This window comes from Rickettsiales endosymbiont of Stachyamoeba lipophora (assembly GCF_003932735.1).
In the GTDB taxonomy this organism is placed as follows: domain Bacteria; phylum Pseudomonadota; class Alphaproteobacteria; order Rickettsiales; family 33-17; genus RICK01.
Map to the genome: position 1 here is coordinate 1,135,522 of NZ_CP033611.1, position 14,560 is coordinate 1,150,081.

Below are 14,560 nucleotides of genomic sequence, written 5' to 3' on the forward strand. Positions count from 1 at the left end.
GTGATAAATAGTCATAATAAAATTATATAATAAGGTGAAATAAAAAACATCTTACCTATATAGATACTTATTTTGTAAATAATTCTTATAATCTTCTATGCTTAATTCTTTATTGCTCGCCTGTAATATCAGCTCGTTCATTGGCATCTTACGGCCAAAGTTATGAATATTTGTTTTATACCAATTTTTAACCCCGCTAAAATCAAACTTGTTTAGTCGATCCTTATCCAAAGTTTGTTTTGCTTTAGTAAATAATTGTGCTGCAATAATGGCTCCGGATAAATAGCTGGGGAAGTAGCCAAAAGCACCGCTATACCAATGTACATCTTGTAAACATCCTAAGGCATTAGATGGGGGAGTTATTTGCAAATACTTTTGCATTAATTCATTCCATAGTATGGGGATATCTTTAGTTTTTAAGTTGCCTGCAAAGATTTGCTGCTCAAGTTTAAATCTTAAAATAACATGTAAAGGATAAGTGACTTCATCTGCTAAAATTCTAATATAGGAGCGTTTTACAAAATTAATATTATGCCATAATTCTTGGAAGCTTATATCAATTCCTCCAATATCTTTAAGTAATTGAGATAGGTAATTTACAAAAGCCTTGCTGCTACCTAACTGCATTTCGTAAGTTAAAGATTGGCTCTCATGCATACTCATACCAAGTGCTTTGCCAACACGTTGGTTGTAATAATTTTTTGGCAAGTTTTGCTCATATAATGCATGGCCAGTTTCATGAACTGTGGCCATAATAGCATTTAAGGCATTATGTTCATCGTAAGTATTAGTGATTCTAATATCACCGTAACTTCCTCCGCAGAAAGGATGAAAGGTTTTATCTAACCTGCCATAGTCAAAATCAAATCCTAAATCTTTAGCAATTTGCATACAAATTTGATGTTGTTTATCAATCGCTAGCTCAATATGTTGCTGTTTGATATTAAGGCTATTCTGCTTATCAATAACTTGTTCAATAAAATCTGGTAAAAATGCTAGAACTTGATCAAAAAGTTTGTTAATATTATCAAGTTTTTGACCTCTATCATAAAAATCAACCAAGGCTTCATAATTATTAATGCTGCTTTTATCTGCTTTAATTTGAGCTTGCTCTTTAGTTAAGATAATAAGTTCGTCAAGCTTAGGTATGACTGCATCAAAATTATCTTCTTGTTTTGCTTTACGCCAAATTAGTTCACATTCATTGCTAGTGTTTGATAATTTTTCAATCAGATGTGCATCAAACATGGTTGATTGGTGATACTCATGCTCTATTTCGTGCACATTGGCCTGTTGCCATTCATCTAAACTATTCAAATTTATTTTACTAATAAGATCTGCAATTTTTGGGTGAGTGCACATCTCATGGTGTAACTTGGAGAGTAAGCTCATTCTGACACCACGGTAAGAACCGCTTTTTTCCGGCATATAAGTTGCTCTATCCCAATGCATAAGTCCCATTGCACTTTCTAACGCTTCAATTTCTGTAAAATATTCAGCAAGTTCTTGATAATGCTGCATGAGTTTAAATCCTTTTCGTAATATAAAACCAGGTAACAAGATTATATCCAGCCATATCTTTAGAATGATACTTGGTAGGGCTATATTCAACAGGTGCTTGATCGGTTTTTTGATAATTTATCATGTTAGTTTGGTTAAGATGTTCTGCAACCCATTTTGCATAATCTGGATGATCGGTGGCAATAATAATTTGCCCTTCATTTTCAAGTTTAACCAGAAGCTTAGTAATAAAATCAGTATTAATTAAGCGACGCTTATTTTGTTTTCTTTTTGGCCAAGGGTCGGGAAATAAAATATAAATTTTAGAAAATTTAAAATTAAGCTCTAAGCCGAGTAATAAATTCACGTCATCTGCAAAAAATTGTAAATTTTGAACATTTTGCTCTAAGGCGTTTTGTAGGCTCTGTACCACGCCTGAAAGAAACACTTCTGCGCCAATAACCAGGCTACTAGGGTTTTGTTTACAAAGATTCAGCAGGTGGTGACCATTACCGCTGCCAATCTCAAGAATATGAGCGGTAAACTGGTCATTAATCTGTGAAGAGTTTTCAATTAAAAACTGCTTGTTGTTATTGAGAAATTTACGGTGTCGTACGTTAAAGCCTTTGCCAACTCTTCGTGCAAAAGAAACTGGGGCTTTAAAATATTTATTCGTCTCCTCGTTCATAATGATGATTCTTAAAAATGTTTTTATTAAAGTATGCTTCTTCGCCTATTGTTTCATAGATGCGGAGTAGTTCGTTATATTTTGCCATACGGTCAGATCTACATAAACCACCCGTTTTAATTTGTCCACAATTTGTTCCTATAGCTAAATGTGCTATAGTACTGTCTTCTGTTTCGCCAGATCTATGGGACATAATAACTTTGTAGCCACTATCATGCGCAATTCGTACCGTATTTAACATTTCAGTAATGGTGCCAATCTGGTTAGGTTTCACTAAAATTGCATTAGCTAATTGATCATTTATCCCTTCTTGTAACAACTGAGGATTGGTTACAAATAAATCATCTGCAACTAACTGAATTTTGCTGCCTAAAGCGGCGGTTAGGTCTTTCCAACCACTGCGATCATGCTCACTTAATGCATCTTCAATGGATACAATCGGATAATCATCAACTAGTTTGTGGTAAAAATTAATTAGTTCATCAGTAGTAAATTTTTGATTATCAATCTGATAATGTGTATCCATAAAAAATTCTGAAGCGGCTGAATCGATTGCTAATACAAAATCGCTGTTAAGTTTATAGCCACTGTCATGAATTGATTTAATGATTAGCTCTATAGCTTCTTCGTTATATTCTAGATTAGGGGCAAACCCACCTTCATCCCCGATATTAACGGAGTAACCTTTTTGTTTAAGGATATCTCTGAGCGTATAATTAACTTCACATCCCATGCGGATAGCATCTGCAATATTTTCTGCTCCAATAGGGATTATCATAAATTCTTGGATACTTAAGTTATTATCGGCATGTTTGCCACCATTAATTACATTCATCATCGGCATAGGCATAACTCGTGCATTGCTGCCGCCAATATATTTATAAAGTGGAATATGAAGGCTGTTAGCTGCAGCGCGCGCTACGGCCAGAGAGACCCCTAAGATAGCATTAGCTCCGAGACGGGATTTGTGCTCAGTATTATCAAGTTCAACTAAGGCTTGATCAACATAAAATTGTTCTAATCCATCTATCCCAATAAGGTGTTCGTTAATTTCAGTATTGATCGCTTCAACAGCTTTTAATACCCCTTTGCCTTTGAATCTAAGTTCATCTTCATCCCGTAATTCTACAGCCTCTAAGGTGCCGACTGAAGAACCGCTAGGAACTGAGGCGCGTCCAAAGGAACCATCAGCAAGTTCTACATCTACTTCAATTGTTGGTAGTCCTCTGCTATCTAGAATTTCTCTGCCATAAATTGATATAATTTCACGCATGATTCCCTCTCTTGCTGTTGTTAAGCTAGTTTAAAAGCTGGTAATGATTTAAGTTATATATTAATTGTAGCATAATTAAATAAATTCTTGAATGATAAAATGTTTTATGAGCCTGCTTTAAATAATCATGGTTTAAACCACAGTCCATTAAAATCTTGTGTGGTACCGCGGCCAATTGGCTGGATTAGTACTATAAGTTCTAATAATATTACCAATTTGACGCCTTTTAGTTATTTTAACTTGGTTGCTGATTTTCCGGCGATGGTCATGTTTTCTTGTGTAAATAGGCCGGATAACTTTGAGGATAAAGATACCCTTAAGAATATTAAACTAAATCAACAGTTTGTAGTAAATATGGTAAGTTTTGAGCTAAAGGAGCAAATGAATCTTACTTCCGGTAATTTTTCTTACGAAGTAAGTGAGGCGGATAAAGCTGGGCTTGAACTTGTTGATTCTCAACTGGTTAAACCACAAAGGGTTAAAAAATCCCCAATAGCACTTGAGTGCGAGTTATATCAAATTGTTGAACTTCCTGCTATTAAGCCGATAACAAGTAACAGCTTGGTGTTGGGTAAGATATTAGGAATTTATATAGCAGATGAAGTTATAGAGGAGGGCAAGGTTAATATAGAAAAAATTCAACCAGTCTCAAGGTTAGGGTATATGGATTATTCATCAGTTGATACTATTTTTAGTATGCAAAGGCCAAGCAACAAGGCTGACCTTTAGCATAGCCAAGTTGTTTATTATTTACTATAGCAGGTAAAGGTTTTAGCTTGATTCAATAATTTTGAAACAAAGCCTGTACTTTGCTTTATAGCATGGTTTGCTGCCGGGATAGTGGTCATAAAAGAATAAACTTTATCTTCAACATATTTTAATAAATTAGGCTTGCTTTTAGCTGGTAAGTAACAATAAGCAGCAATACAGCCACCTAAACCAATTATCCCTAGAGCAATCTTTAAGGTGACTTGAGTGGTTTTATGATTCCAGAATGACCTTACTTTAGATATAAATTGGTTTTCTGAAGCTTTTTGAACTTGTGTTTGTTGCTTTAGAATCTGTTGTTGCTCTATCTCGTGCGTAGCTAGAATCTGTTGTTGCTCTGCTTTAGCTTGTTCAAAAGCATTTTCTGATGAATTGTGATCAAATGAAATAGTAATTTTACAATTTGGTATTTTGCCAATAGCTTCACCTAAAGATTTTGCACCATCATCGCCTATGGTGTTCTCCCTTAAATTAAGGTGTTGTAAGTTTTTACATTCCTTTAGAGCTTCAGCTAAAGCTTGTGCGCCAGCATCTCCTAGGCGGTTACTGCTTAAGTCAAGGAATTGTAAGCTTTCATATTCCTTTAGAGCTTTAGCTAAATCTTGTGCGCCAGCAGCTCCTATGGTGTTACCGCTTAAGTCAAGGAATTGTAAGTTTTCATATTCCTTTAGAGCTTTAGTTAACTCTTTTGCACCGTCATCTCCTATGAAGTTATAGCCTAAAGCAAGGCCTTGTAAGTTTTTACATTCTTTTAGAGCTTCAGCTAACTCTTGTGCACCAGCAGCTCCTATGGAATTAAACGTTAAGTTAAGGCCTTGTAAGTTTTTACATTCCTTTAGAGCTTCAGCTAACTCTTGTGCACCAGCAGCTCCTATGGAATTAAGCGTTAAGTTAAGGCTTTGTAAGTTTTTACATTCCTTTAGAGCTTCAGCTAACTCTTTTGCGCCAGCATTTCCTATGTGGTTATTGCTTAAATCAAGATGTTGTAAGTTTTCACATTCTTTTAGAGCTTCAGCTAACTCTTCTGCGCCAGCATCTCCTATGGAGTTAATGCTTAAATCAAGGTGTTGTAAGTTTGTACATTGCTTTAGAGCTTTAGCTAACTCTTTTGCGCCAGCATTTCCTATGGAGTTATAGCCTAAAGCAAGGCTTTGTAAGTTTGTACATTGCTTTAGAGCTTCAGCTAACTCTTTTGCGCCAGCATTTCCTATGTGGTTAGAGCCTAAAGCAAGGTGTTGTAAGTTTGTACATTGCTTTAGAGCTTCAGCTAACTCTTTTGCGCCAGCATTTCCTATGTGGTTAGAGCCTAAAGCAAGGCCTTGTAAGTTTGTACATTGCTTTAGAGCTTCAGCTAACTCTTTTGCGCCAGCATTTCCTATGTGGTTAGAGCCTAAAGCAAGGTATTGTAAGTTTTTACATTCCTTTAGAGCTACAGCTAAGTCTTTTGCGCCAGCCTCTCCTATGTCGTTATTGCTTAAGTTAAGGCTTTGTAAGTTAACACATTTAGGCAAAATGGATATTAATTTAGAATAAGGTGCAGGTTTAGTTGTATTATCAACTCTAATATCAGCAATGCTTTCAGCGAATTCAGTATTGTTGCTAATTTCCTCAGTTAATTCCACTATATAATCTGAACTAACTGTTATACTTCCTATAAAATTGGGATACAGCTTTTTTAGCAACTTACTTAGCTTAGAAAAAGCAGTATAGTTACGATCATTAATTCCAAAGATAATTTGATCATTGCAAATTGGCTCAATTTTTTCTAAAGCTTCATCTTGATTAGTGTTTATTAATAAATTTCGCCAGATTTCTATTATAGACATTATGTTTGTTTTTTTGTGGGATATAGTTGCCTCTGATGCGTTATTAGCTTGGATAATATCATTTTTTATATCTGAGAGGTTAAATGCTTTACCTTCACTCAATTTATTTGGCCTAACAAAGAGGGTGTAGTTACATCCTGTTGGTTGCTGGAATGAAGAGCTTGCTAAATTAATTTGATCATGTAACTCTGTATAATTAAAATGCGTAAATATTTTGTTTGCTGTTACATCTACAGGTAATTTTGTGATATTTATATTGCTCATAAAGTCTTGCTGCTATAATGATTAAAATTATACACAAGTTAACAAAAGATTAAAAAGCAGTCAAGTTTTTATAGTTTGCTATAGTTGGTAAAGGTTTTAGCTTGATTCAATAATTTTGAGGTAAAATTCTGAGCTTGTTCGTTTTCTTGCGTAGCTAAAATCTGTTGTTGTTCTGCTTTGGCTTGTTCAAAAGCATTGTTTAATAAATCGCTATCGTTTAATATCCCATAGTTTAATAACTCATTATCAAGGATAATGTTGATTTTACAATTCGGTATTTTGCCAATAGCTTTACCTAAAGATCTTGCGCCATTATCTCCTATGTCGTTATTTCTTAAATTAAGGCTTTGTAAGTTTTTACATTGCTTTAGAGTTTCAGCTAAGTCTTTTGCGCCAACAGCTCCTATGTTGTTATCTTCTAAAGCAAGGCTTTGTAAGTTTTCAGATTCTTTTAGAGCTTTAGCTAACTCTTTTGTGCCGGCATCTCCTATGAAGTTATTGCCTAAAGCAAGGTGTTGTAAGTTTTTACATTTTTTTAGAGCTTTGGCTAAGTCTTTTACGCCAGCTTCTCCTATGTTGTTCCCGCCTAAGTCAAGGCTTTGTAAGTTGTTACATTCTTTTATAGCTACAGCTAAATCTTTTACGCCAGCCTCTCCTATGTCGTTATTGCCTAAAGCAAGGCTTTGTAAGTTGTTACATTCTTTTAGAGCTACAGCTAACTCTTTTGCGCCGGCAGCTCCTATGAGGTTATTGCCTAAAGCAAGGTGTTGTAAGTTTTTACATTGCTTTAGAACTTCAGCTAAGTCTTTTACGCCGGCCTCTCCTATGTTGTTCCCGCCTAAGTCAAGGCTTTGTAAGTTTTTATATTCTTTTATAGCTACAGCTAACTCTTTTGCGCCAGCCTCTCCTATGTTGTTACTGCTTAAATCAAGGCTTTGTAAGTTTTTACATTCTTTTATAGCTACAGCTAAGTCTTCTGTGCCAGCCTCTCCTATGGAGTTATAGCCTAAAGCAAGGCTTTGTAAGTTTTTATATTCTTTTATAGCTACAGCTAAATCTTTTGCGCCAGCCTCTCCTATGTTGTTACTGCTTAAATCAAGGCTTTGTAAGTTTTTACATTCTTTTATAGCTACAGCTAAGTCTTCTGTGCCAGCCTCTCCTATGGAGTTATAGCCTAAAGCAAGGCTTTGTAAGTTTTTATATTCTTTTATAGCTACAGCTAAATCTTTTGCGCCAGCCTCTCCTATGTTATTCCCGCCTAAGTCAAGGCTTTGTAAGTTTTTACATTCTTTTATAGCTACAAATAAGTCTTCTGTGCCAGCATCTCCTATGTTGTTCCAGTCTAAAGCAAGATGTTGTAAGTTTTTACATTCTTTTAGAGCTTTAGCTAAGTCTTTTGCGCCAACAGCTCCTATGTTGTTACCGCCTAAGTCAAGGCTTTGTAAGTTTTTACATTCTTTTATAGCTTCAGCTAACTCTTTTGCGCCAGCCTCTCCTAGGGAATTATTGTTTAAAACAAGGCTTTGTAAGTTAACACATTTAGGCAAAATGGATATTAATTTAGAATAAGGTGTAGGTTTAATTGTGTTACTAACTCTAATATCAGCAATGCTTTCAGCGAATTCAGTATTGTTGCTAATTTCCTCAGTTAATTCCACTATATAATCTGAACTAACTGTTATACTTCCTATAAAATTGGGATACAGCTTTTTTAGCAACTTACTTAGCTTAGAAAAAGCAGTATAGTTACGATCATTAATTCCAAAGATAATTTGATCATTGCAAATTGGCTCAATTTTTTCTAAAGCTTCATCTTGATTAGTGTTTATTAATAAATTTCGCCAGATTTCTATTATAGACATTATGTTTGCTTTTTTGTGGGATATAGTTGCTTCTGATGCATTATTAGCTTGGATAATATCATTTTTTATATCTGAGAGGTTAAATGCTTCACCTTCACTCAATTTATTTGGCCTAACAAAGAGGGTGTAGTTACATCCTGTTGGTTGCTGGAATGAAGAGCTTGCTAAATTAATTTGATCATGTAACTCTGTATAATTAAAATGCGTAAATATCTTGTTTGCTGTTACATCTACAGGTAATTTTGTGATATTTATATTGCTCATAAAGTCTTGCTGCTATAATGATTAAAATTATACACAAGTTAACAAAAGATTAAAAAACAGTCAAGTTGCTTATGATTTGCTAACTATGATATTAAGCTCATCCTTATCCCAAGCTTATTTAGCATTGGTTATATATAGCTTGGTTACAATTTTTATTACGTGCGTAGCATATAATAGGGATATTAAATATTATTAATTGCTAATAATATGTTTACAAAATTTATTTTAGCTATATTTTAAACATAATAAATAAAGCATAGACTGTAATTAGAGGTGGGTTTTTCCCGCCTTTTTTGTTAACCTAAAAACAGATTAATTAAATGATTGAAGATAAAATAATAGGCATAATAGCAACTCCGCTTGAGCTTGAAGGTTATGAAATCTATCGTATTAAGTTTTTTGAATATAAAAATCGTAATACTTTGCAAATTATGCTTGAACGTAAAGATGGGCAAGCAGTAACAATTGATGATTGTGAAAAGGCAAGCAACTTAGTGTCGGTATTGCTTGATGTGGAAGACCCAATTGAAGCGGAATATCATCTGGAAGTTAGCTCACCTGGTATAGATAGACCCCTACTTAAACCAGAGCATTATAAAAAATTTATAGGCCAAAGAGTAAAATTGCAAACTGTTGTACCAGTAAATAATTCGCGTAAATTTGTTGGTGATATCATTGAAGTTAAAGAGAATATTATTACCATTAAATGCGGTAAAGAAACATTGGATATTGAATATTCTAATATCGCATCAGGTAATTTAGTGCTTACTGATAGGTTAATCAAATTAATGCAACAGTAAAGTTAAATTAAAGTGTAGGAGAAGTCGACCATGATGAAGGGTGATTATTTTGAAAAGATGCAAATGTTTAAAGCGGTTGCTGCGGATACGCAGTTAACGCTTGATCAGATTTTAGATGCTGTTGCGCATGCTATGATGGTTGCCAGTCGTAAGAAATACGGTAAAGAACTGGATATTAAAGTTGATATTAGTCGTAAAACTGGTGAAGGCACTATTTATCGGGTTCAAACCGTGGTTGAAACCGTTACTAATCCAATTGTAGAGATCTCTCTTGAAGATGCGCTTCATAAAAAGCCTGATGCCAAAATTGGTGATCAAATTATAGAGCAATTACCTCCGATTGATTTAGGTAGGGTGGCCGCTCAATCAGCAAAAAATGATTTGGTAAATACTATCCGTGATGCTATTCGTACTAAGCAATATGAGGAATATGTAGGCCGTAAGGGTGAGATTATATTTGGTGTGGTTAAAAGAGTTGAAAATCGTAGCCTTATTATTGATATAGGCAGAGCGGAAGCTATCATTACTCAAGATAAATTGATTCCTAACGAAGTTTATAAGAATGGTGATCGTATTAAAGCTTATATTGAAGATATACTTAAAAACAATAAAGGACCCCAAATTTTCCTTTCTCGTACTCATCCACAATTTTTAGTGAAGCTTTTTGCCCAGGAAGTGCCAGAAATTTACGATGGCGTAATTCAAATTAAGTCAGTTGCTAGGGAGCCAGGTTCAAGGGCTAAAATCTCGGTATTTAGTAAGGACGATGGAATTGATCCGGTAGGTTCATGTGTTGGTATTCGTGGTTCACGCGTGCAAGCCGTTATTAATGAACTTCAAGGTGAAAAGATAGATATCATACCGTTTAGTGAAGATCCTGCTAAATTTGTTATCTCCGCTCTTTCTCCTGCTGCAGTAAGTAAAGTGGTAATTGATGAAGAAAAACATAAGATAGATGTGATTTTACCAACTGAGCAGCTAAGCTTAGCTATTGGTAGAAAAGGTCAAAATGTAAGGCTTGCAGCACAGCTTACCGGCTGGAATATTGATGTTGTTACTGATGAAGAAGATTCAAAACGTCGTTTTGAGGAATTTAATAGCCTTACCAAGTTATTTACAGAAGCGTTAGATGTTGATGAGTTAATTGCTCAGTTGCTAAGTGTAGAAGGATTTACCACCATTGAGGAAGTGGCTCTAGTAGACCTAAGCGAGCTTGTGGCGATCGAAGGATTTGATGAACAGCTAGCACAAGCGCTACAAGAGCGTGCTAAGGTTTATCTTGATGAGCAGCAAGCGGTGATGATTAATAAGTGGAAAAAACTTGGAGTGGCGCCAGCCTTGGCTAAAATAGAAGGATTTAATCCACAGATTTTAGTTAATATGGGTGAAAATAACATTAAAACCATGCAGGATTTGGCGGATTTATCTAGGGATGAATTTTTAGAAATTTGCCCAAATGCTTCTTTAAGTGATGAGCAAATTGATCAAATTATTATGGATGCACGTGCTCAGGTTGGTGAGTAATTCATTATAACAAAAGCGGGCATGTAGTTCGCTTTTGTTGCCTTTATAGAGTTTGGCTTGCTTAAGTATTCGCTCGGTATGTTCGGGTATGTATAAATTGACATTATTATGTTTTGATATATATTAACAAATCAAAAACTAATAAATTTTTTGCTCAGTAAAATTTAATAAATCTGAGTTGTAAAATCTTCAACTTGTAAGATTTTTTGATTCACGGATTGGTTATCAGGAAGAAATATGACTAACAATACAGATGCTACAAATAAACCCAAGTTGACCTTAAAGCTTGATCCCAATAAAATTAGCCCTAAGCTAGAAGGGGTAATTAAGCGAAATATTCCTGGTGCAACCACTTCAAAAAATGTAACCGTTGAAGTTCGTAAAAATAGAACGAGATCCTTAGAAGATAAGAAAGATATTTATGGAAAACAGGGCGGTAGTAAGGATTTAACTCAATCAGAACTTGCGGCTAGGATGACAGCTTTAAAAAATGCTGCTAACGTAAATGAAGATAATTTACTGTCTAAGAAAAGTAAACTTTCTGTATTTGAGAATACCCAAGAAGATATAGAGCAAGAAGTAATAAAACTGGAAAAGATAGCCAATGAGGAAAGTGCACAAGAGCCAATTGAAATTCGCTCAGCCGCTGAAAGTGTAGCATCTCATCAGGTAGCAAAATCTTTAGAAGTTAAGCATGATAAGACTCTTTCTAAAACTCCTGCAGCTAAAACAGCTGAAGAGTTTAACGATGAAGAAGAAAATAATAAGAAAAAATTGCTTGCAGATAAAACTAAAAAGATTGTTAAAGAAGAACCTGTAGTTCCAAGTAAGAACAAATATGAAGAGCGTCGGAATAGTAATCGTATTGATGTAAGAACTATTACCGAAGATGATGAACAAAAAGTAAAAACCAGAAGCCTATCATCAATCAAACGTGCCCGCGAAAAAGCTAAGAGGCAAGAGATTGGTATGAAGCCCCAGGAGAAAATTGTACGTGAGGTTATTGTACCAGAGATTATTACGGTGCAAGAGCTTGCATCACGTATGGCGGAAAAATCTTCTGATGTGTTAAAAGAGTTAATGAAATTAGGAATGTTGGTTACTATCAATCAACCTATTGATGCGGATACAGCAGAGCTGATAATTGAAACTTTTGGTCATAAAATAAAACGTGTGACTGAAGCGGATGTGGAAAATATTTTACTTGATGTAGCAGATAATCCTGAAGCATTAAAGCCGCGTCCTCCGGTAGTTACTATTATGGGTCACGTAGATCATGGTAAAACCTCTTTACTTGATGCTTTAAAGGCTACTGATGTAGCTTCTAAGGAAGCCGGTGGGATCACTCAGCATATTGGTGCATATCAAGTGAAGGTCAATGAAGATCACTTTATTACCTTTTTAGATACCCCAGGACACGAAGCATTTACTGCAATGCGTTCAAGAGGTGCACAAGTTACAGATATTGTAGTGTTAGTAGTAGCAGCAGATGATGGGATTATGGCCCAAACAGTAGAAGCTATTAACCATGCTAAAGCTGCAGATGTGCCAATTATCGTGGCAATTAACAAAATAGATAAACCTGAAGCTAATATTGAGCGTATTAAAAGCGAGTTGTTAAATCATGATTTGGTGCCAGAGGAATTTGGTGGTGATATCGTTAGCGTACCAGTATCAGCTAAACAAAGATTAAATTTAGATAAATTAATTGATGCGATTTTACTACAAGCTGAAATGTTAAATTTAACATCTAATCCAGACCGTAGTGCAAACGGAGCGATTATTGAAAGTAAAATTGATAAAGGTAAAGGAGTAGTTGCAACACTCTTGGTACAAAAAGGCAGCCTCAAAATTGGGGATATTATTGTGGCAGGTTCTACCTCTGGTAAAGTGAGAGCGATGCATAATGATAAAGGTAAAAATGTTACTATAGCATCTCCTTCAATGCCAGTAGAAGTTATTGGCCTTGAAAGTGCACCGGTTGCAGGCGATAGTTTTGCGGTAGTACAAACCGATAAGCAAGCTCGTGATATTGGTTCTTATCGTGAACGTAAAATGCGTGAAACTAAAAGTAGCCAGTTAAACCGTATGAATAATCTTGAAGCGATTTTTGCAAGATCAGCAGCCCAAGGTAAAGTTAAAGAATTACCGATCATTATTAAAGGTGACGTGCATGGTTCTATTGAAGCCATTGCAGCATCACTTAATAAAATTATTAACCAGGAAGTAAGAGTAAGAATTTTACATAGTGCAGTAGGTGCGATCACTGAATCAGATGTTTCACTGGCTCAAGCTTCTAATGCTATAATTTTAGGATTCAATGTTCGTGCAAGTAATGTTGCTAAACAAATGGCTGATCGCGATAAGATCGATATTAGATACTACTCAATCATCTATAATTTAATTGATGATATTAAACTTGCTTTAAGCGGAATGCTTGCGCCAATTATTCGTGAAGAATATATAGGAAACGCAGAGATCAGGCAGGTATTTAACATTACTAAATTTGGTAAAATTGCGGGATGTTACATTACCAATGGTATGATTAAACGCGGAGCAGGGGTAAGATTACTGAGGGATAATATTGTAATCCATGAAGGCAAGCTTAAAACCTTAAGACGTTTTAAAGATGACGTTAAAGAAGTAAAAGAAGGTTTTGAATGCGGTGTGGCTTTTGAAAACTACGAAGATATCAGAGAGAAAGACATGCTTGAAGCGTTTGAGTTAATTGAAGAAAAACAAAAATTATAAATTATGTTCAATTTTGATGAATTTAGTAAACAGGGTAAAAGTCAAAGGCAATTGAGAGTTGCACAAAGTGTTAAACGGGCACTTTCTGAAATTTTAATTGCTGGTCTGCCCGAATCTAAAGTGTGTTTTGAAAAACCTATTACAGTTTCTAATGTTAAAATTAGTGCTGATTTAACTGCTGCTACTGTTTTTGTTTATCCTTTTACTGGAGGAACAATTACCGATAAAGAGCAAAAAGAAATTATTGACGAACTGAAGTCACAAACTCATTATATTAGGCATCAGCTTGGTAAAAAAGTAAATTTAAGAAAAATACCTAACCTTTCTTTTAAAATTGATCAGAGCTATGATATCGCAGATAAAGTTAATATCCTTATAGATGAAATAGAGTAATACTAAAAACTTTCGATATAATCTCAAAACTATTCTTTACTTTAGCCGTTAAATTGGTTATTCACCTGCCAATACAAATATCAATAATATTTTAATATATTAGACTTCTTGTTCTTTTAGAACAAGAAGTCTAATATAGATTTACTATGTATTTGATAATAACAAGATGAGCTCACAAGAGGATAATGATCAATAATAAAAATATAGTTAATAATTCTTTATTAAACAGCTAGCAGCATTTAAGTTAACTCCTATCCAAGAAGTAACCTTGCTTACTATATGTAAAAGTTATAGCATAGATATTCATGCTGAGAATAGTTCTGAAGGTATAGATAATATATAGGCTGGTTTACTACCCTGAAGCCCGACTTTGTTAATAAAAAGGTAGAAATAGATCAAAGCAGAATAAGCACCCAAGGATGCCATAAATTTGTTAGCAGCGGAATGTACTTTCTGTTCTAATTTAGAAGAGATAGTTTTAGACGGGAGCAATATAAATGATGATCTTGCTAGTAAGTTATCTTTGCTCTACCTTTAAATATTCCTCATAAATTTTAAAAATTCATCCAGATAAAATTACATTTGTGATATCTATTATCATGGCTGAATTTTCTTTGATGTTGGCCCGCTCCCTATTGATCAGCTTT

General features: G+C 34.8%; 10 protein-coding genes. 5 read left to right on the top strand and 5 right to left on the bottom strand.

Annotated elements, in window-relative coordinates; translation table 11 throughout:
* Positions 1-51: 51 nt before the first annotated feature.
* Genes EF513_RS05260 through eno form a run of 3 tightly spaced genes read right to left on the bottom strand, consistent with a single transcriptional unit; the run spans position 52 to position 3,461 of the window.
* Positions 52-1,521: a carboxypeptidase M32 gene (locus EF513_RS05260; protein WP_125216358.1), complete on the bottom strand. Its 1,470-nt coding sequence runs from the start codon at positions 1,519-1,521 to the stop codon at positions 52-54.
* A 4-nt stretch (positions 1,522-1,525) separates the two neighbouring features.
* Positions 1,526-2,188, bottom strand: a complete 663-nt coding sequence (gene trmB, locus EF513_RS05265; RefSeq protein ID WP_125216359.1) for a tRNA (guanosine(46)-N7)-methyltransferase TrmB — start codon at positions 2,186-2,188, stop codon at positions 1,526-1,528.
* Entirely contained in the window at positions 2,169-3,461 is a 1,293-nt protein-coding gene (gene eno / locus EF513_RS05270) for a phosphopyruvate hydratase (RefSeq protein WP_125216360.1), read from the bottom strand. Before eno ends, trmB begins: the two co-directional genes overlap by 20 nt.
* A gap of 99 nt (positions 3,462-3,560) precedes the next feature.
* Here eno and EF513_RS05275 point away from each other — a divergent pair, with 99 nt between their 5' ends.
* Positions 3,561-4,190, top strand: a complete 630-nt coding sequence (locus tag EF513_RS05275) for a flavin reductase family protein (protein WP_125216361.1) — start codon at positions 3,561-3,563, stop codon at positions 4,188-4,190.
* Positions 4,191-4,207: 17 nt separating this feature from the next.
* Here EF513_RS05275 and EF513_RS05280 read toward each other — a convergent pair whose 3' ends face one another.
* Entirely contained in the window at positions 4,208-6,319 is a 2,112-nt protein-coding gene (locus tag EF513_RS05280; protein WP_125216362.1) for a leucine-rich repeat domain-containing protein, read from the bottom strand.
* Between the two features lie 68 nt (positions 6,320-6,387).
* A complete protein-coding gene (locus EF513_RS05285; RefSeq protein WP_125216363.1) occupies positions 6,388-8,445 on the bottom strand; it encodes a leucine-rich repeat domain-containing protein in 2,058 nt (685 codons plus the stop codon).
* A 320-nt stretch (positions 8,446-8,765) separates the two neighbouring features.
* Here EF513_RS05285 and EF513_RS05290 point away from each other — a divergent pair, with 320 nt between their 5' ends.
* The 4 genes from EF513_RS05290 to rbfA all read left to right on the top strand — a co-directional run bounded on the left by EF513_RS05290 (position 8,766) and on the right by rbfA (position 13,913).
* Complete coding sequence (locus EF513_RS05290) at positions 8,766-9,245, top strand: ribosome maturation factor RimP (RefSeq protein WP_125216364.1); 480 nt, start codon at positions 8,766-8,768, stop codon at positions 9,243-9,245.
* Between the two features lie 30 nt (positions 9,246-9,275).
* Positions 9,276-10,769 carry a transcription termination factor NusA gene (gene nusA, locus EF513_RS05295; protein ID WP_125216365.1) on the top strand — a complete coding sequence of 498 codons (1,494 nt, stop codon included), beginning with the start codon at positions 9,276-9,278 and terminating at the stop codon, positions 10,767-10,769.
* A gap of 237 nt (positions 10,770-11,006) precedes the next feature.
* Positions 11,007-13,520 carry a translation initiation factor IF-2 gene (gene infB / locus EF513_RS05300; protein ID WP_125216366.1) on the top strand — a complete coding sequence of 838 codons (2,514 nt, stop codon included), beginning with the start codon at positions 11,007-11,009 and terminating at the stop codon, positions 13,518-13,520.
* Between the two features lie 3 nt (positions 13,521-13,523).
* On the top strand, positions 13,524-13,913 hold the full coding sequence (rbfA, locus tag EF513_RS05305; RefSeq protein ID WP_125216367.1) for a 30S ribosome-binding factor RbfA: 390 nt from the start codon (positions 13,524-13,526) through the stop codon (positions 13,911-13,913).
* Positions 13,914-14,560: the final 647 nt, after the last annotated feature.